Source organism: Chryseobacterium sp. LJ668, assembly GCF_019613955.1.
Taxonomy (GTDB): Bacteria; Bacteroidota; Bacteroidia; order Flavobacteriales; family Weeksellaceae; genus Chryseobacterium.
This window is the reverse complement of record NZ_CP080443.1, coordinates 2772908-2798300: the sequence shown is the minus strand read 5'-3', so window position 1 is coordinate 2798300 and position 25393 is coordinate 2772908. Positions and strand designations below refer to the sequence as shown.

Annotated in this window: 15 protein-coding genes; 8 read left to right on the top strand and 7 right to left on the bottom strand. The window is 37.7% G+C overall.

Features of this window, described 5'->3' with window-relative positions; translation table 11 throughout:
- The first annotated feature begins 57 nt into the window (after nucleotides 1–57).
- Nucleotides 58–2181, top strand: coding sequence for a Tex family protein (locus K0U91_RS13035; RefSeq protein ID WP_220179961.1), 2124 nt, complete (start codon nucleotides 58–60; stop codon nucleotides 2179–2181).
- A gap of 137 nt (nucleotides 2182–2318) precedes the next feature.
- On the opposite strand, the gene K0U91_RS13030 is transcribed toward K0U91_RS13035, so the two are convergent.
- Nucleotides 2319–2495 (bottom strand): histone H1, encoded by a 177-nt coding sequence (locus K0U91_RS13030; protein WP_219969300.1) that lies wholly within the window; start codon nucleotides 2493–2495, stop codon nucleotides 2319–2321.
- A gap of 194 nt (nucleotides 2496–2689) precedes the next feature.
- Nucleotides 2690–4843: an outer membrane beta-barrel family protein gene (locus K0U91_RS13025; protein ID WP_220179960.1), complete on the bottom strand. Its 2154-nt coding sequence runs from the start codon at nucleotides 4841–4843 to the stop codon at nucleotides 2690–2692.
- Between the two features lie 283 nt (nucleotides 4844–5126).
- Here K0U91_RS13025 and K0U91_RS13020 point away from each other — a divergent pair, with 283 nt between their 5' ends.
- The 7 genes from K0U91_RS13020 to K0U91_RS12990 all read left to right on the top strand — a co-directional run bounded on the left by K0U91_RS13020 (nucleotide 5127) and on the right by K0U91_RS12990 (nucleotide 16408).
- On the top strand, nucleotides 5127–6530 hold the full coding sequence (locus K0U91_RS13020) for a glycoside hydrolase family 28 protein (RefSeq protein WP_220179959.1): 1404 nt from the start codon (nucleotides 5127–5129) through the stop codon (nucleotides 6528–6530).
- A gap of 1 nt (nucleotide 6531) precedes the next feature.
- A complete protein-coding gene (locus K0U91_RS13015) occupies nucleotides 6532–10095 on the top strand; it encodes a DUF4450 domain-containing protein (protein WP_220179958.1) in 3564 nt (1187 codons plus the stop codon).
- Between the two features lie 75 nt (nucleotides 10096–10170).
- Nucleotides 10171–12306 (top strand): hypothetical protein, encoded by a 2136-nt coding sequence (locus tag K0U91_RS13010; RefSeq protein WP_220179957.1) that lies wholly within the window; start codon nucleotides 10171–10173, stop codon nucleotides 12304–12306.
- A gap of 317 nt (nucleotides 12307–12623) precedes the next feature.
- Nucleotides 12624–14024 carry a pectate lyase family protein gene (locus tag K0U91_RS13005; protein ID WP_220179956.1) on the top strand — a complete coding sequence of 467 codons (1401 nt, stop codon included), beginning with the start codon at nucleotides 12624–12626 and terminating at the stop codon, nucleotides 14022–14024.
- 142 nt (nucleotides 14025–14166) lie between these two features.
- Nucleotides 14167–15213, top strand: a complete 1047-nt coding sequence (locus K0U91_RS13000) for a GntR family transcriptional regulator (RefSeq protein WP_219969306.1) — start codon at nucleotides 14167–14169, stop codon at nucleotides 15211–15213.
- Nucleotides 15214–15341: 128 nt separating this feature from the next.
- Nucleotides 15342–15785 (top strand): nuclear transport factor 2 family protein, encoded by a 444-nt coding sequence (locus K0U91_RS12995; RefSeq protein WP_219969307.1) that lies wholly within the window; start codon nucleotides 15342–15344, stop codon nucleotides 15783–15785.
- A gap of 134 nt (nucleotides 15786–15919) precedes the next feature.
- Complete coding sequence (locus K0U91_RS12990; protein WP_220179955.1) at nucleotides 15920–16408, top strand: hypothetical protein; 489 nt, start codon at nucleotides 15920–15922, stop codon at nucleotides 16406–16408.
- 21 nt (nucleotides 16409–16429) lie between these two features.
- On the opposite strand, the gene K0U91_RS12985 is transcribed toward K0U91_RS12990, so the two are convergent.
- The 5 genes from K0U91_RS12985 to K0U91_RS12965 form a co-directional block, all read right to left on the bottom strand.
- The gene (locus K0U91_RS12985) at nucleotides 16430–17581 is read right to left on the bottom strand and encodes an alpha-hydroxy acid oxidase (protein ID WP_220179954.1); all 1152 of its coding nucleotides are present in this window, start codon (nucleotides 17579–17581) and stop codon (nucleotides 16430–16432) included.
- A gap of 115 nt (nucleotides 17582–17696) precedes the next feature.
- Nucleotides 17697–19082, bottom strand: coding sequence for an FGGY-family carbohydrate kinase (locus K0U91_RS12980; protein WP_219969311.1), 1386 nt, complete (start codon nucleotides 19080–19082; stop codon nucleotides 17697–17699).
- Nucleotides 19083–19478: 396 nt separating this feature from the next.
- On the bottom strand, nucleotides 19479–20756 hold the full coding sequence (locus tag K0U91_RS12975; RefSeq protein WP_220179953.1) for a TIM barrel protein: 1278 nt from the start codon (nucleotides 20754–20756) through the stop codon (nucleotides 19479–19481).
- 176 nt (nucleotides 20757–20932) lie between these two features.
- Nucleotides 20933–23035 (bottom strand): bifunctional aldolase/short-chain dehydrogenase, encoded by a 2103-nt coding sequence (locus tag K0U91_RS12970; RefSeq protein ID WP_219969313.1) that lies wholly within the window; start codon nucleotides 23033–23035, stop codon nucleotides 20933–20935.
- A gap of 294 nt (nucleotides 23036–23329) precedes the next feature.
- Entirely contained in the window at nucleotides 23330–25390 is a 2061-nt protein-coding gene (locus K0U91_RS12965) for a RagB/SusD family nutrient uptake outer membrane protein (RefSeq protein ID WP_220179952.1), read from the bottom strand.
- Nucleotides 25391–25393: the final 3 nt, after the last annotated feature.

Here is a 25393-nt window from a genome sequence, read left to right as displayed (position 1 = left end):
CAATTCAATCTCAATAGTCTGAAAAAGTCAGTATTTTAGCATCTTCAAAAATGCCGAATGAATACGACCGACTATATCAAAAATACCCTCCCAATATCTGATAAAAGCATCCAGGCTACTTTAAAGCTCTTTTCGGAAGACTGCACCATTCCCTTTATTTCGAGGTATCGTAAAGATGCTACCGGAAACCTGGATGAAATACAGATCGAACAGATTTTTAAACTGAATAAGCAGTTTGATGAAATTGTAAAGCGGAAGGAAAGCATTCTGAAATCGATTGAAGAGCAAAATGCTTTAACCTCAGAACTACAACAGAGAATTAACGAAAGCTTTGATCTCCAGGAACTGGAAGATCTGTATCTGCCCTTTAAAAAACGCAGGAAAACAAAAGCGGATGTTGCCAAAGAAAAAGGCCTGGAACCTCTTGCCAAAATCATCATGAGCCAGAAATCAAATGATCTGCAGCATTTGGCTTCAAGGTATCTAAACGATCTGGTCACGTCCGAAGAAGAAGCTTTGCAGGGCGCAAGGGATATCATGGCAGAATGGATCAACGAAAATATGTACGTCCGGAAAAATCTCCGCCGATTGTTTCAGCGGAAAGCACTCATTACCTCAAAGGTGGTCAAGGCAAAAAAAAATGAGGAAGGAGCACAGAAGTTTTCCCAATATTTTGAATGGGAAGAAAGCCTCAGCAGAACGCCTTCTCATAGACTTTTAGCGATGCTGCGGGCCGAAACCGAGGGTTTTGTGAAAACAAACATTGGAATTGATAAAGAAGAAGCGATTGATTTTATAGAAAATGCCATCATCAAGTCAAGAAATGAAAGTTCGGAACAGATTGCTTTAGCCATAAAAGACTCTTACAAAAGGCTGTTGGAACCTGCTATCTCTAATGAAACATTACAGGAGGCTAGAGAAAAAGCCGATCAGAAAGCCATTGAGATTTTCTCGGAAAACCTGAGCCAGCTGCTTTTAGCCCCGCCATTGGGTGAGAAAAGAATTCTGGCCATCGATCCCGGCTACAAAAGCGGCTGCAAGGTCGTATGCATTGATGAAAAGGGCGATCTGCTGCATAACGAAACGATCTATCCTCACGCTCCGCAAAACGAAAGCGGAATGGCGATGAAGAAAATCCGTTCGATGGTGAATGCTTATCAGATTCAGGCGATCTCTATCGGAAATGGAACGGCAAGCCGGGAAACAGAATTTTTTATTAAAAAAATCGCTTTCGACAAGCCGCTGCAGGTTTTTGTGGTATCAGAAGCGGGTGCTTCGGTCTATTCCGCCAGTAAAATTGCCCGGGAAGAATTTCCGAATTACGATGTAACGGTACGTGGAGCCGTCTCAATCGGAAGAAGACTGGCCGACCCGTTGGCTGAACTGGTAAAAATCGATGCCAAATCGATCGGGGTCGGTCAGTATCAGCACGATGTCGACCAGACCCAGCTGAAAAATGAGCTGGATGCTACCGTGATGAAGTGCGTGAATTCTGTTGGAATCAACCTGAATACCGCAAGCAAATCTCTGTTAAGCTATGTCTCAGGAATCGGTGAAAAGATGGCTGAAAACATTGTCAACTACCGTGCAGAAAATGGCGCTTTTGAAGACCGTAAACAATTGAAAAAAGTTCCGAGACTGGGTGAAAAAGCCTATCAGCAGGCAGCTGCATTTATCAGGATTGCGAACGGTAAAAATCCGTTGGATCAATCAGCAGTACATCCTGAAGCTTACGGAATTGTTGAAAAAATGGCGATAGATTTAGGTATTACAACAACTGAACTGATTGCCAATAAAGAAAAAATCGCACAGATCAATCCGGAAAAATACACCAACGAAACTATCGGTATTTTGGGAATCAAAGATATTCTGAAAGAACTTGAGAAACCCGGATTGGATCCCAGGAAAGCCGCTAAAGTTTTTGAGTTTGACCCGAATGTAAAAAGCATTAAAAATGTAAAGACCGGAATGATTCTTCCCGGAATTGTCAACAACATTACTGCGTTCGGATGCTTTGTAGATCTGGGCATCAAAGAAAGCGGACTGGTACATATTTCACAATTAAAAGAAGGTTTTGTATCTGATGTGAATGAAGTGGTGAAGCTGCATCAGCACGTACAGGTCAAAGTAACGGAAGTGGATGAAGCGAGAAAGAGAATTCAGCTGAGTATGATTTTATAATTTCTTTTGTCTTGAAATTGAAGATTCGGCGGAATCAAACAAAAGAAACAAAAGTTGCCACCATAAAGAAATAAGGAATTACTTAAAGAAAAACAATACTAAAAAACAATCCCCGTCATAACTGACAGGGATTATTTTTATTTCTTAGATTCTTCTACAGAAACTTTTCTGAAGTCTTTAAACAATTTGCTCAATTCTAAAGCTGATTTACGAGCTCTTGTACCCGCTGCTTTGTTTCCTTTCTCAGATTGTTGAGTTGCTTCTGTGGTGAACGCTTCAAATTCTGCGTTGATTTTTTCAATAAGTTCTTTCATGTCTATAAAATTTAGGATGCAAATATATACTTTAAGACGTTTCCAGCCTAACATTGGAGAAAAAATTTAATACTAAAGGTGAATTATTTGTCTCACAATATAAATTATGGAAAAATAACCTGAAACATGATCATGGTGTATAACAGGTAATTACACATTCAATATGAATTGAAGCCAAAGCCTTAAGATCAATGTTATTTTTCTCCACCGTCGCTTTTCTCAACATCCGTTTTGGTATTTTCTTTTACTTTTTGGTTTCCAAAACGTTTCACAAATGAAAGTGAAACTCCGTACCAATCTGATTTATTTGAATTTCTGAAGCTGCCGATCTGGTTGAAGGAGGTTGAATCAAAATTGGGTCTGCTGAAAATATTGATCAGCTGTACACTGATTTCCATCTGTGTTTTGGGAAATATTTTGGTAGCGGAAAGATTATGAAAAACATTGGTTCTGTTCGCATAAGAATTCCCGTTATTCTGATTTGAGACTTCAACCCAAGCGCTCAGATTAATATTTTTGTTAAAGAGATTAGTATAAGATACATTGGTAGATCCCGCCCAGTAGCTGATAGAGTTGCTTGCGCCGTTCAGCTTGTTTCTGGTATTGAAATCACTGTTGTCGATATAATTCCAGCCCAGGCTCAGGTTGACATTTAATTTATTCTTCAAAAACGACTGGTTGGTACTGGTATACACAGAATATTTGTGCACTTTACCCGGGAAATTGGTTTCCTGGGAAATAATTTTATCCCCCTCCGTCAGATAAGACGTCCAGTAATCCTGATCGGTGTACAGGTATCTTGCGGAAAGAAAATATTTCTTTAAAAATCCTAACTTCATAGAAACCCTGTCGCTAGGATTGGGATCCAGACCGATGTTTCCACGGGAATAAAATCCTTCGCTTGTGGGCTGCATAAAAGGGTTAAACTCCGAATACCAAGGCCGCCACAGATTTTTGTTATACGTAAGACTCAGATCATATTGGTCAGAAAAAGAATATTTCAACAGAATATTGGGCAAAAAGTTACCGTATGAATCATTTCTCGAAGTTCCGGCAATATCCTGACGGATTTTGTAATCCATATATTCATACCGGATTCCCACTCTGGCTTCCAATTTTTTAAAGAAAGTTTTAGAATAATTGAAGTATAAAGAATTAATATGATCTTCATAATGGAAAACATCTTTTGTACTGAGACCGTCAAGCAGATTTCCGGATAAATTGTTTGCAATGGCGTTATTATTAATATCCATCTTACCGCCGACTTCAAAATTCCCACCGGATTTTCCCAACTGATGGGTGTAATCAATTTTAATGAAATAATTTCTGTTTTTACTGTCGGTTAGTAATCCAATTTCACTTACAGAAGTATCGATGCTTGAAACTGTATTTCTAAGAAAATTATTATGATCGTCCTGGTCATTATAGTTGGTTCCTAGATTGATATCCAGAATTCTGTTTTTATCTTTGTCATAATATTTGTAGAAAACATTCGTTCCCAACGAACGGCTGAGCTGTGATGCGTTTTGGAACTGATCATAAGAATAATCGAGAACATCATCAATGGTGCGTATCCCATCTGCTTCGGAAGAATTGTTTCTTTTCCCACGGTACATTTCCAAAACAACTCCAACCGTATTTTTATCATTGATCTCAAACTCAGATGTTGAAGACAACGAAGGATTTTTACCTCTATAAACGCTAACTGCTCTTCCTGTCGTGAGGATATTATTTTCATATACCGTATTGAGGAAGGCATTTTTCTGCACAAAAGTATTATCGCTGTAACTCCCTATTAAAGTCTGTGTAAATTTTTTCCTGTGATAATTTAAATTTAAATTGGTGTATTGCGAATTTTGAGTATTTTGCCTGTTGTTGAAGGTAACACTGCCTTTTATACCTTCGTCATCACGTTTTTTAAGAACAATATTCACTACAGAACCCGTAGCTTCATATCTGGATGACGGGCTTGTAATCACTTCGATCTTCAGCAGATTATCTGCAGGAATGGTTTGCAGATAGTCTTTGAGTTCTTTTCCTGTAAAAACTGATTTTCTGTCGTTGATATATACGGTTACAGATTCTCCCTCTGCTTTTAAGAGATCGTTGCTGTCGACACTGAGCAAAGGGGTCATCCTTAAAATATCCCAGGTCGTATTTCCTGCAAGAATAGAACTGTTGGACACATTAAAAACAGTGCGGTCAGCTTTAGATTCAACTGTTGGTTTTTTATAGGTCAAGGTAACGGCTTCTATTTCTTTCTCTTTTGATTTTATCGTATCATTATTCGTTTGTGAATAAGCAAGAATTCCTGTTAAGAATGCGATCGGTGTAAAGAAGGTTTTCATTAAAACTTTAGTTTTTATTACTTTTAGACACCAGTAAGGGAATATTTGTTACATCCCTTAAACGTTAAATTGCGTTAATATCAAAACTAAATTTTAGTTACGGGTAATCTTTTTAGCGGCTTCAGGTAATTGGCAAAAACAATGATTACATTTAAATTAAGTTTGAAAATTCCATATGCCGACAGTGCAGGATAATCATGTACTACAAATATTTTAGATTGCAATTAGAAAGAGTCATCCTAATAAAACAATTGATTCTTACAAATTTTAGTAATTCAACATCATGAAAAAATACTTTTTATTCTTCTTTATAATGCTGCTGAATGTCTCGGTTTCAGCTCAGTACAGACCCTGGACCTCGGCAAAGCAGCCTTTAAAAGAAATCAAAGCTCTAAAAAAACAAATCAAAAAGCCCGAATTCAGAAAAGTGGATTACTTGATAACCGATTTCGGAGCTGTAGGTGACGGAAAAACAAAAAATACGGAAGCCTTTAAAAAAGCGATTGAAAAATGCAATGCTGAAGGCGGCGGAAGAGTAATCGTTCCGAACGGTATCTTCCTAACCGGGGCTATCTATTTAAAATCTAATGTCAATCTACATCTGAGCGACGGTTCTACCATTTTGTTCAGCCAGGACAGCGACGACTACCCTATTGTTTTCACCCGTTGGGAAGGTATGGAATGCATGAATTATTCATCTTTAATTTATGCTTATGAAGAAGAAAATATCGCCATTACCGGAAAAGGAACCTTAGACGGAAACGCAGATCTAGACAACTGGTGGTTTTGGTGTGGCGCTACAAAATATGGTTACAACGCATCACGTCCGGGAAGACAAAATCCGGCCCGTGCAAAGCTTCACGAATATATGGCTCAGAGAAAACCTGCCAGAGAAAGAATTTTTGGGGACGGATGGTACCTGAGACCCAATTTCGTTCAGCCGTATAAGTCTAAGAATTTCTATATGGCAGATGTTTTGGTAAAAAATTCTCCCATGTGGAATCTAAATCCGGTTTTATGCGAAAATGTTTTGATTGAAAGGGTAAAAGTCATCAGCCACGGACCCAACAATGACGGTTTCGACCCTGAAGCCTGTAAAAATGTCTGGATTAAAGACTCTTATTTTGACACCGGAGACGACTGTATCGCCATCAAATCCGGAAGAGATGAGGATGGAAGAGATATCGGAAGACCTGCCGAAAATCATATCATTGAAAACTGTGAAATGAAAGACGGTCACGGCGGTGTGGTGATCGGAAGCGAAATTGCTGGTGGTGCGAAAAACATTTATGCCATCGGTAACGTGATGGACAGCAAGAATCTTGACCGTGCTTTAAGAATTAAAACCAGCTCAAGCCGTGGCGGTATCATCGAAAATGTATTTTTCTACAACACAAAAGTAGGTGCTTACAAGGAAGCAGCAGTGCGTTTCAATATGCATTATGAAAAACCGGGGAATCATATTCCGACCATCAGAAATATCTGGGTTGAAAATCTAACCGTTGACAAAGGCGGAAAATATGCTGTCTTCTCTGATGCTTACGAAACTTCTCCTGTAACCGATTTCACCATGATCAATGCTAAAATGACCGGCGTTGAAATTCCGTATAAAGTGGATTACTTAAAAAATGTGACTTTAAAAAATGTAACCGTCAACGGACAGCCGTTAACCGAGTTAAAACCATAAAATGCGAAGAAAACCCCTATTCGCCGGATTGATTGTTTTGTCGGCATTCTCACTTTCTTTTTCTCAGTCGAAACACTGGCAAAATAACGAGCGTGAACTGCATTACAAAGAAGACAAAGGCGATTTTTTACTTGTCAACGGAAAGTACAGATTCAACAGAGCGTTGTATGGAGACAATCGTGCATCACGAGTGGAAGCAGGAGATTTGCCGGAATTCGCACTCTATCTTCCGGGAATGGGCGGCAATCTTCAGTTCGTCATTGAGAAAGGAAATTCGATTAAGAAATTGATTCACGCGGATCAAATTGAAACGCGTTATAGACCCGGCTCAATGTTGTATGAAATCAAAGATCCTATTCTGGGAACGGGAATTTTAAAACTGACTGTTTTGGCGCAGGCTAAAGAAGAAGGTTTAGTTTTAAAAATGGAAACTGTCAATATAGATTCTTCCACAAAAATCTATGCGGTTTTCGGCGGTGCGAGCGGAACGACTTTCAGCAGAAACGGTGACATCGGCGCAGACCCGGAATCCGGATTTTATCTGTTGCCTGAATATGGTCTGAACAACCAGTTTCAATTGAATAAAAATCAGTTTCAACTCAATTATTTAAATAAGAAAAAGGAAAGTCAAACGGTCAGCGGAAGTTTTTCAAATGTTAATTCATTACAGCAAACCGATGCGACGACTTTAGAAAAATTGTCTGAGTTTACTCAAAATAAAACAGACAAATCTCCGATTGTTTACGCTTCGTATTCTTCACAAAAACAACCGGTTTATATTCAGGTTGCCAAAGGAAAATCAGAGAAAAACTTTTCGGATGAGGCATTGAAAAATATCTTTAATGAAGCGGAAAAATCCCGTTTAACATTAACGAACAGAATTCAGCTCAAAACACCGGATGCAGATCTGAATAATTTCGGAGCCAATTTAGCGGTTGCTGCAGACGGAATCTGGGAAAGTCCGACCTTCCTTCACGGTGCGGTGGCGTGGAGAATGCGACTGAATGCGTGGCGTGGTGCTTACACAGCCGATGCTTTGAGCTGGCACGACCGAGCGAAAGAACATTTCGAAAGTTATGCCAATTCTCAGGTTTTAAAACCTGATTCTGCGCCTGTCGAAATGGATACTTTGCTTCATTTGGCGAGGAGTGCAGAAAAAATGGGAACCTCGGTTTTTTCGAGCGGATATATTTCCAGAAACCCGAATGACAATACCAAACCGCATCATTATGATATGAATCTGGTATTTTTTGACCAGCTATTTTCGCATTTCAATTACACGGGAGACAAAGAATTTCTAAAAAAAATGTGGCCGACGATGGTTCGTCATATGGATTGGGAAAAAAGGAATTTCAAGCGTGGTGATTTGTATGATGCCTACGCTGCGATTTGGGCGAGCGATGCGCTGCAATATTCGGGTGGAAAAGTAACGCACACTTCGGCTTATAATTACAGAGCCAACCGTGAAATGGCGAAACTGGCTAAAATCATTGGCGAAAATCCTCAACCTTACGAACAGGAAGCTGATGCGATTTTAAAAGCAATGAAAAACCAGCTCTGGATTAAAGAAAAAGGATATTTTGCTGAATATAAAGATGCATTAGGAAATCAAATCGTTCATGACAAACCTGGAATCTGGTCGATTTATCACGTTTCCGACGCGTTTATTCTGAATGAATTTGAAGATTACCAAAACTTACAGTACATCAATCATCACACTCCGAAAATTCCGGTGACGGTAAAAGGTGCGGATAATAAAGACTATTTCACTTTAGCAACCACCAACTGGCAACCTTACGACTGGTCGATTAACAATGTCGCTTTGGCGGAAAATTTACAGACTGCTTTGGCGTATTGGCAGGCGGGACGAAATGAAGATGCCTACCAACTTTGGAAGGGAAATCTGGTTGAGTCGATGTATTACGGCATCAGTCCCGGGAATTTCGAACAGCTTTCTCATTACGACGCGTTCCGTGGAGAATTATACCGTGATTTTGCCGACCCGATTGGTGTGGCTTCAAGAACTTTGACGGAAGGACTTTTTGGAGTTTACCCTAATTTGTTAGAGAATAAAATCAGCATCAAACCTGGTTTCCCGAAAGACTGGAATTCTGCTGAGTTAAAACTTCCGGATTGGGAATATCAATTTACCAGAACTTCTAAAAAGACGGAATATTTATTTAAATCAAAATATCAGAATCCGGTTTCGTTGGAAATGCAGATTCCTGTTAATTATTCCAACATCAAATCGGTGAAAGTGAATGGCAAAAAGGTGGATTGGAAGATTAAATCCAATTCGATTTCACAACCATTTATTCAGTTTGAAACGCTGCAAGGAGATGATTTTAAAATTGAAATCAACTATTCTGGAGAAGAACTGAAAAATGAGCAAATCGATTTCACCAATTATATTTCTGAAAGTCTTCAGTTGAATTTTGATTCAAAAAAGAAAATTAAAGATATTCTTGACCCACAGGAATTAATTAAAACCCGAAATGGGAATCAGTTTGATTTGGTTAAAGAAGAAAGAAAAGGAACTTTTTTCATACAAGTCGAGCAAAACGGGACGACTTGGTGGCAACCTGTGAATGTGGATATCCGTTTTCCTTTGGACATAAAATGGGTGAATAAAAAACTGCAGATTCAATCAAAATCATCCAATCCAATTAATGGAAAACTCTCTGTGAATGGTTTAAACAAAACTTTTTCAGTTCAAAAAAATCAAAGTGCCTCGATTGAAATTCCTTCAAATTATTTAAGCAAAGGAACCAATTCAATTTTACTTGACTACAACGGAATCAAGCAAAATATTGAAATCACAGACTGGGAAATTGAGAATCAAGGTCAATTCAACAACATTTCATTGGCTTCGAAATACAATGAAAAAGTGACCGATATTTTCAATCAGAAATACCTTTCGCCAAGGCTTGAAGTTCCTACTTTACAGCTTCCTTGGCAGGGAATCGGAAACTGGTGTTACCCGTTAATCACTGCTCAAATTGATGACAGCGGATTGATGAACAAAAGAAAAAACGGCAAAGTTGATTTTCTGGGAATTCCGTTTTTAATTAATACAACGGATAAAAATATTGCGTTTGTGAGTCAATGGGATAATTATTCTGACGCTCTTGAAATTTCAATTTCAGGTAAAGGAAAGAAAATTTATTTTCTGATGGCGGGTTCTACGAATCCGATGCAGTCGCAGATTGTGAATGGAAAAATTACCGTTCAATATGTTGATGGTTCAATGACAGAATTAGAGTTGAAAAATCCAACAAACTGGTGGCCGATTGAGCAGGATTTGTTTGATGATAATTTTGCGTTTGAAATTCCTGATGATAAAATTCCGTATCGTGTGAAACTGAAAACGGGAGAATTGTATAAAGGCGGAACGTTGAGCAAATATTCAAGCATCAAAGGATTTACAGACCGTCAGGTTGATGGTGGTTCTGCAACGATTCTGGATTTGCCGATTGATGCGAATAAAGAATTAAAATCGATAAAATTATCGGCCGTAAGCAATGATGTAGTCATCGGAGTGATGAGTGCGACGGTTTTGAAATAAATTAAATACCACGAATGCACGAATTTTATTCAATTATTCGTGCATTCGTGGATGATAAAAATAAAATTATTAAAAATGAAAAAAATTACAATATACCTAAGTATTTTCCTAATGGGATTTTCTTCACTGAATGCCCAGAAAATCGACCGAAAGAAGGTCGTTCAGCGACATAATATCGTCAATGTAAAAGCAGATACTTTATCCACTTTAACGGTCGGAAACGGAAAATTTGCCTACACGGTTGACATCACCGGAATGCAGTCGTTTCCTGAATATTACAAAAACGGAGTTTCTTTAGGAACTCAGTCGGAATGGGGCTGGAACAGTTTTCCGAATAAGGAGAATTACAAATTTGAAGAGACTTTAAAACCTTACGATTTTAACAATGACGGGCGAAAAGCTTTATACTCTGTTCAACTAAAAGAACCTGAACGCAACAAAGGTGCGGTTGAATATTTCCGTGTAAACCAACACCGTCTGCAGTTAGGGAACATTGGGATTGAACTGACTAAAAAAGATGGTCAGAAAGCAAAAATTTCAGATTTAACCAACATCAGTCAGAAAATTGATTTGTGGACAGGAATTATTACGAGTGAATTTTCTCTGGAAGGAACTCCGGTAAAAGTTTGGACGGCTTCTTTTCAGAATTCAGATAAAGTCGGGGTAAAAATAGAATCTGATTTGGTGGCTAAAGGGAAACTGAAAGTCTTTGCACGCTACCCTTCCCCTACCGGTCAGTTTTTGGATGATGCGGCTTTTTACGGAAACGAAAATGACCATTCTTCGAAAATCGTTGCGTCACAATCAACGCAAGGTTTAATTCAGCATCAACTACAAAGTACGGATTATTATACTCAATTCAATTTTACGGAAGGAAAACTTCGTGAAGCCGGCAAACATTATTTCGTCTATGAACCTTCTTCGAAAAATAAAATTGTTGAATTAAGTGTTGAATTTTCAGCTAAAAATCCAAAATCTGGTAGAACTTTATTTGCTGATGCTGAAAAAGAAAGTACTTCAGGCTGGAAAAATTTCTGGGAAAGCGGTGCTGCCGTTGATTTTGAAGGAAGTACAGATCCAAGAGCCAATGAATTGGAAAGAAGAGTTGTGTTGTCAGAATATTTAACTAAAGTACAGTGCGGAGGAAGTAATCCGCCTCAGGAAACGGGTTTGACATTCAACAGCTGGTACGGAAAACCACACACTGAAATGCATTGGTGGCACGGCGTTCATTTCGCATTGTGGGGAAGACCGGAAATTTTGGAAAAACAACTTGATTATTATTTCAGAACCTTTGATAAAGCTAAAAAACTAGCGGAAAGACAAGGTTACAAAGGCGTTAGATGGATTAAAATGTCGGATAACGAAGGCAATGAAAGTCCGTCCTCCGTTGCTGCATTTTTGATTTGGGAACAGCCACACATTATTTATATGACCGAACTTTTGTACCGCAATAGCAAGGACAAAAAAGTATTGGAAAAATACAAAGATCTGATTTTTGCAACCGCTGATTTTATGGCTGACTTTGCGACTTATGATAAAGAGAAAAACCGTTATAATTTAGGGAAAGGTGTGATTCCTGCACAGGAAGTTTTCCCTGCAAAAGACACTTATAACCCGACTTACGAAGTTGCGTATTGGGATTGGTCGCTGAAAATTGCTCAGGAATGGAAAGAAAGATTAGGACAGCCGAGAGATAAAAAATGGGATGATGTCATTAATAAATTGGCTCCGCTTCCGGTTCAGGATGGAGTTTACTTATCGACAGAATCGGCAAAAGATTCTTTCACCTTTCCAAAATGGATGACCGACCACCCTGCAGTTTTAGGCGCCTTAGGAATGGTTCCTGAATCACAGAAACTGGACAAAAAAATAATGAAAAATACCCTTGATATCGTTTGGGAAAGATGGAACTGGGAACATACCTGGGGTTGGGATTTTCCGATGACGGCGATGAACGCAGCAAGATTGGGACTTCCGAATAAAGCATTGGATGCACTTTTCATGAACATTCAGACTAATACATACCTTAAGAACGGACATAATTTTCAGGATAAACGTCTCAGAATTTATCTTCCGGGAAATGGCGGTGTTTTGACGACTGTTGCGATGATGCTTGAGGGTTGGGACAGCTCAACAGGACAATTTCCTGGTTTCCCGAAAGACGGTTCTTGGAAAATAAAGGCCGAAGGTTTTAAGAAAATGCCTTAAAAATTTACATTCATATTAGTTTGAGTCTGTCAGAAATGGCAGGCTTTTTTTATGATAGATTGAGGGTTGGTGAGTTTTAGGGTTTGAGAAAGATGTTTCGCTCCTACGGAGCTCAGATTGAAATAATTAATTGTCTCCTGCAAACTTATTGCTACTAAAGAGCAAGTATCAGGAGTAGCTCTGCAAAATAATGTCATCCTCTGATATTGTTGTTATAAATTTACATTTTATGACATCTTGCGAAAATTAATAGCAGCAGCATAGTGCAGGATAATTTAGCACAATTAAGAAGCTAAATTGTTATCATATAATTTATTATGAAAAAAATAACTGTAGCGTGTTTTTGTTCAATGTTTGTATTATTTTGTAAAGCTCAGAATTACCAAAATTTAAATACAGATAACTGTAAATCGGGAAAAACTTTGGCTTTTCCTGAAGCGGAAGGTTTTGGTAAATTTGCGAAAGGCGCAAGAGGAGTTGCCAATCCTGAGATTTATATTGTTAAAAATCTGAATGACAATGGTGAAGGTTCATTTCGTGATGCCGTTAGCAGACCGGGAAGGTTTGTTGTGTTTTCTGTAAGTGGAATTATCAATTTAGAATCTCCGATTACCATTTCAGAAAATCTTACCATTGCCGGACAAACCGCTCCGGGAAGAGGAATTGTCTTATCCGGTCAGAAAGTTTCTTTTTCGGGAGCTGATCATACGATTGCAAGATACTTTAGAATAAGATTGGGAAATAAAAATAAAGTTTCTAAAAACACCGATGCTTCCGGCATTTCCAACGGGAAAAATATCATCCTGGATCATATGTCTTTTTCATGGGGAATGGATGAGGTTTTCTCGGTCAATTGGGATTCCAGAGGATCTGAACCCGATAGCATTACCATCCAGAATTCAATTGTTGCACAAGGTTTAAATCTCTATAATCATTCGGCGGGAGGGCTCATTCAGACCGTTGGTCATATCAGTATTATTAAATCGCTGTATGCGAGTAACAAGACACGAAATCCTAAAGTAAAAGGAAAAAATGAATTTATCAACAATGTCATCTATAATTTTGGAAATCTGGGAAATACCAATGGACATTTAGTTTCCGGAGATGGATATATTATGGGCGGCTCGGTACAAAAATCTGAAGTTAATATCATTAATAATTATTTTGTGGCCGGACCTTTAAATGTTGAAAACCAGACAACACCATTCAGCAGAGGAACGAATACTTTCTATCTTTACGAATCCGGAAATTATCACGATAATAATAAAAACGGCGTTCTTGATGGAACTCTCGTGCCTCACAGCACAACCGGATATCCCGGAGAAACTCCATTGCATTTTGTGGATGTCCCGTTTGCGTACCCGTGCTCAAAACCTGATCTTTCAGCAACCGAAGCTTTTAATTATGTAATTAAAAATGCCGGTGCCAATTACCCGGATCGTGATGATGTAGACAATTTAATTATCTCGGAAGCCTTTTCAAAAGGGAAAAAAGGCCTGTATATATTTACCGAAAATGATCTACCGCTCACTAATGAGGGACTGGGAGATTTTCCAGCCTATCAAAGCGCAAAAGACAGTGACTCTGATGGAATTCCTGATGCTATCGAAATAAAAATGGGCCTTAATCCTAACAATTCATCAGATGCATTGAAAGCTAGCAAAGTGTGCAATAACTATTTAAATATTGAAATTTATATGAATAATCTGACAAAGTAATATTATTTAGTAATTAATTTTATCGATAAAAGGATCTTACATGGAATATCAACAGATATTAATTAAACATAATTGCATTGGTTAACATAAATTTTGTAACTTGTATATTCATAAGCAATTTTGGAAATATCCATTCAATATCATGTCAGACACTTTAGAAATCAATATCAATGAAAATTCCAGAGTCCCGAAATACAAGCAGATTGTAGATTCTATCCTGAACGGAATTGACGGTGGAAAGATTAAAATAGGAGAAAAAATTCCTTCTATCAATGAACTCAGCGAATCTTGCTTTCTCTCGAGAGATACAGTGGAAAAGGCGTATAAAGAGCTTCGCAAAAGGCAAATCATTGAATCTGTGAAAGGGAAAGGTTATTATATTTCTCGGGTAAATAAAAATGACATTATCAATATTTTCTTTCTGATCAACAAGCCCAGTACCTATAAGATGATGATTTACAATTATTTTGTGAACGCCATCGGTACCAAAGGCAATGTTGAAATGTACATCTATCACTGTGACGAAACGCTTTTTATTAATTCTTTAAAAAAGAATCTCGGTGGGTTTGATTATTATGTGGTGATGCCACATTTTCGTGATGAGCAATATAAACATACCAGCTCTACACAGGAAGTTTTAGACATGATCGAACAAATTCCTAAGAATAAATTATTGCTTTTAGACAATACAAAACCCAATATTTCGGGAGAATATGGCTCTATTTTTCAAGATTTTGAGCACGATATATACAACGCATTAGAAGAAGGTCTAGATAAAATAAAAAAGTACGAGAAGATCATTTTGGTATATCCCGACAAATCTATTCATCCTTATCCTTTCCGTATTGTGAGAGGTTTTGAAAAGTTTTGCAGAGATTTTAAACTCGATTATGAAATTCTTGATGAAATCTATCCTGACATGGAACTGCAGGATAAAGATATTTTCATCACCATTCGTGAGCGTGATCTGGTGAATCTGGTGAAACAAATCCGTCAAAAAAATCTGAAATTAGGTGAGGACATCGGTATCATTTCCTATAACGAAACGCCTTTGAAAGAATTGCTTGGAATTACGGTGATTACAACAGATTTTAAGGCAATGGGGGAATCTGCAGCATACATGATTTTGAAAAATAAGAAGGAGCAGGTGAATAATGTGTTTAAATTTATTCAGAGGGAATCACTATAGATAATTGATGATTGATGATTGATGATTGATGATTGATGAAAATTATAGTTGATATAGCACAATCCAAATATTTATCAAAAATAACTTGAAATTTTTCACAAAATTCCAACAAAAAATATTTAATTAAAATGATAAAGAAATTAATTTTTGCCATGAGTTTTTTGGTAGCAATCACTGTTTACGGGCAGAAAAAAAATGACATACAAGCTGTGACAAATGGCGCAGAAAAACTGAGGTTAGCCATGATCAGCGGAGATAAAACATCATTAGAATCCTTAATTGTACCTGAGTTGACTTACGGACATTCCGGAGGGCATATTGATGATGCTAAAGAATTTGTAGAAAAATTGGTCAGCAAAAAATCTGATTTTTTGACCATTGATATTACTAATCAAAATATACAAATCGTTGGAAATACTGCGATTGTCCGTCATCATTTTTATGCCACCACTGCTGATCTGGGAAAAGCTCCGGGTGATGTGACTCTGGATATTTTGCTGGTTTGGACCAAGGTGAAAAATGATTGGAAATTGCTGGCGAGACAGGCGGTGAAATCGGAGAAGAAAAAGTGATTAATTAAGTTTTAAACAATTTAATTGGTCTAATTATTACTGTAAGTTTTTTATCGAACAGGCTATTATAACATTTCTATATTTTCTATTTGATTCGATTGAGTATATTTGAGTATTTGCTATTGAACAAAACTATGTTGAAACAAATTTTAATAATACTCATTTCAATTTTCACTTTACTAAGTTGCTCAACTCCGAACGACCGAATTTACATAAAATTTGAAAATGACTTCAAAGATTCCATTAATAGAAATAATGCTGAAACATTTGAATATACTCATTTTATTTTATATCCGCAAAAATCCTATTTCGTAAATTCAAAATTAAAACTATTAATCTTGCAAAGCAGTGGAGAGATGTGCAATAGTGAAAGTTATTATTTATTTAGCTCTAAAAGTGACTCTATTTTGTTTACTGTTTCTAGAACTGAATGTTTTGAAAGTCCTGATAGATTAAAAAAAGAGACAGATACAATTTATGTAACTAATTTTAGAAATAAAACTAAAGAAAAGTACGTAAACGGTGTTTTGGTAAAAAATACAAAAATCGAAAATGATGATTATACTCATGATATCATTTCCGAAATTAAAATAAATACCGAGAAAAAATACAGCAGCAGATAACAGCGTAGCGCCAAAATAAAGTCACCTCACCCTAAAATTCTGCAACTCCTCCGGTGTATCACAGCAAACCTGCTCCATCACCTGTCTGAACTGCATTTTCAGCATTTCAATAATATGGTCTCCGCCTTTATCACCAAGCGCTCCAACTGCATACATAAACGTTCTTCCCATAAAGGTAAATTCAGCACCGCAACTCAAAGCACGGGCAACATCCGGACCGGTTCTTACGCCGCTGTCCATCATGATTTTAATCTGACCTTTGTATTTTTCACTGATCTCTTTTACCACGGCAATCGTAGATTCTCCGGCATCCAACTGTCTTCCGCCGTGATTGGAAATGATCATTCCATCAAATCCTAAACGTACCGCTTCTGCTGCATCTTCGTCGGAAGCGACGCCTTTTATGACTAATTTCCCTTTCCATTTGTCACGGATGGCTTTGATTCTGTCTGAATTTAATCTGCCGGAAAAAGTAGAGTTCATGAACTGTCCCAACTGTTTTACGTTCATGTTTTTGTCCATGTATTTTTCCATCGTTTTAAAACTTGGAACGCCTTGTTTCAAAATTTCAAGGCACCATTCCGGTCTTGCCAAAGCCTGGGAAACATTTCTGAAGTTCAGCTGTGGTGGCATTGCCAAACCGTTTCTGATCTCTTTTGCTCTGTAACCAAAAGTTGGAACATCGGATAAAACACACAAAACATCATAACCAGAAGCTTCACAACGGTCAAGAATATCATCACGCAACCATTCTTCTTTAGGATGGTACAGTTGATACCAAGCTTTTCCTTCCGTCAGTTCTGCAATTCTTTCGATACTGCTGGTCGTTACCGTACTTAAAATGAAAGGAATATTATGTTTAAAAGCTGCTTTTGCTAAAATTTCCGGAGCATTGGGCCACATCAAACCTTGTAAACCAACAGGAGAAATCCCGAATGGAGCAGAATATTTTACCCCAAATAATTCCGTTTCCATATTGGCTTCCGTGTAATTGTTGTTCAAGTATTGCGGACGAAGCAAAACTTCTCGTAATTCGCTCGTATTTCTGTCGCGGTTGATATTTTCATTACAGCCTCCGTCCAAATATTCGAAAGCGAAACGGGGCATTTTTTTCTTTGCTCTTTCAATTAAAAGTTCAAGCGAGGCATAATTGGTATCAAATGGAAAGGACATAGCTTAGTTGTTGGATGTTTATTGTTGGGTGATGGATGTTTTATTTTGAAAACTGGATGATTATCAATAATATTCATTTTAATTTTCGGCATCTGACTTCCAGCTTCCAACCAATTTATAGATTAAGAATAAGTGGCTGCAGCACTTTCATCTGATAATGCTGCTGTAAAAACGTTTCGTCTATTTTTTTATTAGAAATTACCATCGATGCACCCAAAGCCGATCCCAACGGAGAATGCGTAGACATCACATTGTAATGCTGGAAATGATGCGACATCAGTTTCATAAAGACATCATTGTCTGTGAAACCGCCGTCGATATAAATATTTTTAATTTCTGAATTTCCAATAGCGTTGGTAATGGTGTGAATCTGCAAATCCATTAACTCGATCATCAATTGATGGTAAGCTTCTTCAAAGGTTGAGAATGAATTTAAATCTGTAGCTGTAATCATTTTTCGTTTTAAAATAATCCCTTCAAAACGGAAATAGATATTTTTATTTTTCATCAGCCGCAGATACAAATCCTGATCAAATTGTACTTCTCTGTGAAAACCATATTCTTTTCCGTAATAATCACACAATTTTTCAACCTGAATTTTGTATTCATTTCCCATGAAAAAACGGGACGCTTTCACACGTTTGCCGTCGATTCTCATGTAATTCAGACAGTTGTTTTCGATATCTTCATCCGTTAAACTTTCATCATTAAACGGATTTAAAGAAATACTCCAAGTTCCTGTTGACAGCAATAAAAACGGTTCTTTTTTACTTAAAATATACGGTAATAGTGCTGATGAGCTATCATGAATTCCAACACCGATTTTAATTTTTTTGTTTCTGTACGAAGTGTTTATACTTGCCGATGTCGGAACGATGGGTCCCAGCAAGGCATCAATTCCTTCTTCATACACCCAGTCGTGATAATCTGCTTTGTCGTAATCCCACAAATTGGTATGACAGCCAATTGAGGTAAATTCTGAAACGCAAATTCCTGTAAATAAATACGATAAATACTGAGGTAAATGCAGACTGTAACGGATTTTTTTAAAAACTTCCGGATGTTTGTATTTTAACCAGAATAATTGCAGTCCGGAGTTGAGCATTCCCGTTTGAGGAGATGCGGTTTCGCGGGCAATTTTCAGTTTGCTGCCATGTTTTTCATAAAATAAATCAAGAATATCCTGATCCATCGGCTTGGTATAATTGTACAGCGGCGTTAAAACATTTCCTTTCTGATCGAGATGTACAAAACTTGCTCCATAAGTCGAAAAATTAATGGCTTTCACTTCATAATTTTCATCATCAAGAATGGCATTGAAATTATCTTTGATCCAGTTTTGAAGTGCTGCAAGATCTTCTGTAGGATAACCATCTTCATCAGTGGTAAGGGGAAGTTCGGTGTATTCACGCACCACTTCTTTGTAATTTTTATCAAATAAAAAAAACTTTTTGTTGGTTTTCCCAATATCAAATACGATGGTTACCTTTTTTTTTGACATTCCTGAAATGAATTTAATAATTTATTATAAAATGGGGACTAGCTTTTTTTCAAATGTGATTTTAGAATTGTTCTACTATTTTTTAACGCAAAGTGTGCAAAGTTTTTTAAATGCTAAATGTTTTTAAGTTCGCAAAGGCGTTCCACTTAGCGAAGAAAACAAAGTTCTTTATAATTTAATCTTTTTTATAAAAAATATCATCGTGTTCTTAAAAAAAAATTTAAAACCATTAAGGAGTGTTTAGTAACTAAGAGAATTAAGAAAAAAATCCACTGATTTCCCAATTAACGAAGTATCCCTAATTTCCAAACACTCTCTACTCAACGGTACTATATAAGGATATATAATTAACTTCCAATTGCACCTGAAAGTTGAAATTATCAATTGAAACGGATTTTATAATCCGGTTGCTTTTGCCCAGCCTCTTTCAGAAATCAAGGTTTCTCTCACCTTTAAACTTCTGTAAGCAGCAATCGGGTTTAAGGCTGCACCAGTCTGTAATCTTGCGGCTTTCAACAACGGACGAACGTCTGTTCTGTACGCATTCTGCAAAATATCCTGTGCTGCTACGACATCATTGTTTAACTGTGCTGTTTTTAAAGCTTTCTGATCAACCAAAAGTGCCTGAGCATAAGCGATTAAAATGGCTTCCAAAGATTGTAACAGATCTTCTAAAGGATCTTTGATATTATGACTTGCATCGATCATCCATGCAGGATACGGATTGTTGGCGTTGTTTTCCATTCCGTAAACCAATTCGTTGAAGATCAGGAACAAAGCATAAGGTTTAATAGAACCAACCGTCAAATCATCATCGCCATATTTGCTATCGTTGAAGTGGAAACCACCCAATTTACCTTTGTACATTAAAGTTGCAACGATCTGCTCTATATTGGTGTTTGGTAAATGATGACCAAGATCTACTAAAGTGAAAGCTCTATCACCGCAAGCATTGGCCAACATGAAAGAAGTTCCCCAATCCTGAATGGTTGTTGAATAGAAATTCGGTTCGTAAGGCTTGTACTCGATAAACAGTTTCCAGTCTTCCGGCATTCCTGCATAAATTTCTTTTAAGCTTTTTTCAGTGTTTGATAAAGCAGTCTGGAAATTTAACTGCCCAGGAAAACTCGCTCCGTCAGCCAACCAAACAGTTAAGCTTTTTGAACCTAATTCTTTTCCGATTCTGATCACTTCTTTGTTGTGTTCAACAGCGTAAGCTCGGGAATCTTCGTTAACAGAATTTAAAGAACCGAATTTGTAGGAATGTTTAGCATCCGGCTGATCCTGAAACGTGTTTGAATTCATCGCATCAAAGATCAATCCGTGAGACGCCGCACTTTCTTTCAAAGCACTTACATCACTTGGAATATCCCATGGAATGTGAAGTGAAACCGCTCCAGCAGAATGAGTCAGCGCGTGAAGCAATCCAACGTCATCTAATTTCTGCTCCAAAACAGCAGGTTCGCCACCGTAAGAAAATCTTCCGAAACGGGTTCCGCCTGCGCCTAAAGCCCAGCTTGGAATTGCTACCTGAAAGTCGGCGATTTTGTTAACAATATCTGAAACGTTTGCTCCTGATTTTGTTAGTTTATCTGATAAATATGTGAAGTCTGAATTGAAATTTTCAACTTCGTTTTTATTGTGTTGTTCAATGATATCTTTTCCTATAATCATGATTTGATTTTTAAAAAATCTTTATTCATATTTGCTCACAGTGTTTTACCCTGTGCTACTTATATGTCGCCACTTCGTGGCTCTTTATACAGAAGATTTATTCTTATTACTTGAAGGCTTAACAAAATAGTAAGCCTCCAATTTAATAATTAAATATTTTTTTTCAGCATTAAATATTATCTCGGGAACGCATTTGCCATTCCGCCATCTACATTGATGATATTTCCTGTTGTTTTATCTAAAATCGCCACACATGCGAAAACTCCGTTTGCGATGTCTTCAGGAAGAATAATTTCATTTAATAAATTTCTTTTTGCGTAAAATGCAGGCAATTCTTCTACAGAAATTCCGTTTGCTTTTGCACGGCCTTCTGCCCAAGAGCCTTCCCAGATTTTACTTCCAACGATTACACCGTCAGGATTCACCACATTGACTCTGATCTTATCAGCGGCTAATTCTGCTGCCAATAATCTCGTCATGTGCTGTTGAGCTGCTTTTGCAGTTCCGTAGGCTACGTTGTTTGGTCCGGCAACTAAACCGTTTTTACTTGCGATGTTGACGATGTCACCGCCTAAATTCTGCTTTTTCATGATTTCAGTACCGCTTTTCGCCATTAAAAACTGACCTTTTACCAATACATTTTCAAGTAATTCCCAGTCTTTAGTTGTTGTATCTTCTAAAGATTTAGAAATCGCCAAACCTGCAGAATGCACGATGATATCTACTCCACCGAATGCTAAAACAGCTTCTTTAAATGCGTTGGCAATAGATTCTTCATTCGTCACATCACACGGAACTGATACCGCCTGATCTTTTGTGTATTTTGCAGTTACAGATTCCACAGCTTCCTGATTAAGGTCTGTGAATACAACTACCGCACCTTCCTGAACCATTTTGTCGGCGATAGCTTGTCCGATACCGCCACCTGCTCCGGTTATGATTGCCACTTTTCTTGACAGTGGTTTTTCTTTCGGCATTCTTTGCAATTTCGCTTCTTCCAGCAACCAATATTCGATGTCGAAAGCTTCCTGTCTTGGTAAGGATGTGTATTCAGAAATTGCTTCTGCACCTCGCATTACATTGATGGCATTCACATAAAATTCGTTGGCAACACGGGTCGTTTGTTTATCTTTTGAGAAACTGAACATTCCCACTCCAGGATAAATGATGATTACCGGATTCGGGTCACGCATTGCCGGACTGTTTGGATGCTTGCAAGTTTCATAATAATCTTTGTATTCTTGTCTGTATTGTTCAAAAAGAGGATTTAATTTTTCTAAAACAGCTTTAGAATCGCTTAAATCTTCATTCTTATCTAAAGTCAACACTAGCGGTTGAATCTTCGTTCTTAAGAAGTGATCCGGGCAAGAAGTTCCAAGTGGGGCCAATCTTTCCAAATCATTGCTGTTGATGTATTCTAAAACAACATCGCTATCTGTGAAATGACCTACCATTCTGTTTTCAGAAGAAGCCAAACCTCTTAGCAAAGGCATGATCTGAGCAGCTTTGTTTTTACGTTCGTCAGCTGGAAGAGATTCTAATTTTTGTCCGCCAAAAACCTGTCCTTTTTCTTGGATTTTTTTAGCGATATATTCAGAAGCCATTTCGATCACCTCCAAACTGTTCATGTAAGATTCGTAAGAAGTATCACCCCAAGTAAATAATCCGTGGCTTCCTAAAACGATTCCTCTGATTCCCGGATTATCGGCTAAACATTTTTCCAACTGTAAACCTAAATCAAACCCAGGACGCTGCCATGGAACCCAACCCATTGTATCACCCCAGATTTCTTTCGTAATTGCTTCGCTGTCTTTTGCGGCAGCTACTGCAATCAAAGCATCGGGATGAAGGTGATCAATGTGTTTAAATGGAAGTAAACCGTGTAGCGGCGTATCAATAGAAGGAGCTTTGCTTTCCAAATCGAAAATACAATGATCAAATAAACCTACCATTCTATCTTCGTCTGCAAGACCTCCATAAACATTTTTAAGATTTCTTAATCTTTCCGTATATAATCCGGCGATTCCTTTTCTTGTCAAAGTTCCGATGTCGCCACCTGAACCTTTTACCCACATTACCTCAACTTCTTCATTGGTCAACGGGTCTTTTTCGATGGTTTTGCAACTTGTGTTACCACCGCCATAATTGGTAATTCTTAAATCTGCTCCTAATATGTTTGAACGGTATAAAAATAAAGCCACCTGGTCATCACCAAGAGATGCAGCTTTGCTTTCATCCCATAAATAATCTACGTATTTAAATGTTTTTACGTTTTCCATTTGTTTTTCTTTTTGTTTTCTGAATTTTAACCAAATTTAGATTGTTTATTTTTCTGCGGCATCCCGCACTGTACTGATGAATTGGTGATTTAAAGATCAATTAACTTTAAATTCTATTATCATTCAATTCCTCTATCAGTACGAACTGTAACAATCTAATTGAGGCTGTAAATCAATTAATATTTTGTGATAAAAAAGACTGTTTGAATTTCAATCATCAAGAAGTATACAAGCTGCTTTTAAGCTAACATTCTTAATTTCTAAAATTCAAACAGTCTCTAAGTGATTATTTGATTAATAACCCGGTAGCTGAGTAAGGTTAGGATTATCAACCATCGGATGACCAGCAGAAGCAGATGCAAATGGAAGCAATTCTGTTTTATTCGGTACAAATCCGTAGAAAAGACCATCACCACCACCTTCGATCCAGTTTGGATAAGTGCCTCCATTTTCAGCAGAACCTGTTGGTTTTGTATAGATAATTGCTCCAACCTGAATGGCATTAAATCCACCTGTAAATCCTACTGCTTTCCTTGCATTACCGTTAAAAGTACTGGTATAGGCTTCAAACATTTTTGTAGGATACCATTTGTCACCGGCAGCTACAGTTTGTCCGTTTGCAGTCACTATACCTGCCAAAGTGGTTTGATATGCTGCGTAACCTGCTGAACTTGTAGGCACTGCCGAAGCTGCTGCAATCTGAACAGGATTAGTCAAATCAATATATTTAAGTGCCAAGAACGGATCACCATAAACCTGCGCATTCTTTTCAAATTTATAAAGACGTAGAGTTGGTGTAGCTGCATATGCCCCTGTACGGTTTGATAAGTTTTTCATTGCCAGTTTTGTAGCTTCAATTTCGCTTGCAATACGGTTCATTCTGATCAAATCGGTACGAAGATTAAATTCTCCTGCAAATTCCCACTTACGCTCCTGAACTAAAGCATTTTCAAACGCCTGTTGGCCACCGGGTATTGGTAATGAACCAATTCCTGCACGAGTTCTCACCTGCTGTAAAGCAGCTGTTGCTTTAGCAGTAGGTCCTCCATTCAAATAATTTTGAGTTTCTGCAAACATTAGTAAAACATCTGCATATCTGATAATTGGAATGTTCAGGTTACGGGCATCTGCAGCCTGTGGTGCAACACCCCATCCCATTCTGAATTTACCCGGTAAGATACATGAGTAAGTAGTTCCTACATTGACCCAGGTATCTGTTGCTGCACCGGCATTTAAGAAATAAATACTGTAAGAAGTACAAGAAACATCTCTACGCGTATCACCAGGATTAAATGACAGATAATAACTTGGTAAAATAAACTGTAATGCTTTACGTGAGCCATATGTACCGCCACGAGAACCTTCCATAGCATAGACGCCAAAAGCTGAGTTTGTATTAGGTCCGTATTCCGCAATGTGCCAAAGCATTTCCGGATCACTCACTCCAAATTTTCTCTGGCAGAAATTGAACCACATTGCTTCAAAACCACTTTTACCACTTTGAGCCTGCACCAAACTGTTGGTACCACCAGTAATTACAGACTCTAATGCTGCATCTGCAATTTGATACAATTGCTGAACTCTTGCATTGTCAGGGCGACGAGACATTGTTCCAGGCGCTCCGGTATTTAGATCCCATCTTAAAGAATAACCTGCCGCATACAATGCAATTCTTGCCAGTAAAGCATTGCCTGATGCTTTTTTCAACCGCTCAGATGTTCCGGTAGTTGGCAAATCATTAACTGATCCCTGCATATCAGCAATGATACGATCATAGATCCCATCACGAGAGGAACGTTTTGGATATAAAGTATTGGGATCATTAGGATCTGCTTCCACTAGCGGTATCCAGACTGCAGGAACATCTCCATATACTCTGATCAAATTATAGTAACAAAATGCACGAAGGGCTTTTACTTCTGCCAGTAAGGCATTACGTTTGGGACTTTCCGGCATTTTACTTAATCCACTGATCGCAATATTGGTTCTCTCTATCGATGCATACATAACTGAATATACCCCCGTTAGTGTGTAAGGTGTTTTTGCATCGTAGAAATAATTACAAATATTGTATTTGGAATTATTTGTTGTACCATCTTCCGCAGAGTGAACCACTGTATCACCCGCTCCTAACTGATAAAACATCTCTGTAGGAACTATACCTCTATAACAACCCTGAACAAAAAGATCTGCCGTTTCCAAGCTTTCAAATATCGACTGAGTATCGGATGTATTAGGTGATGGCTGGTCTAAAAAATCTTCACTACATGAGTTAACACTCATTAATGTTACTAAAATAGCTGGAACTAGTAGTAGTTTCTTTATAAGATTGTGTCTATTAAATATATTTTTCATGAT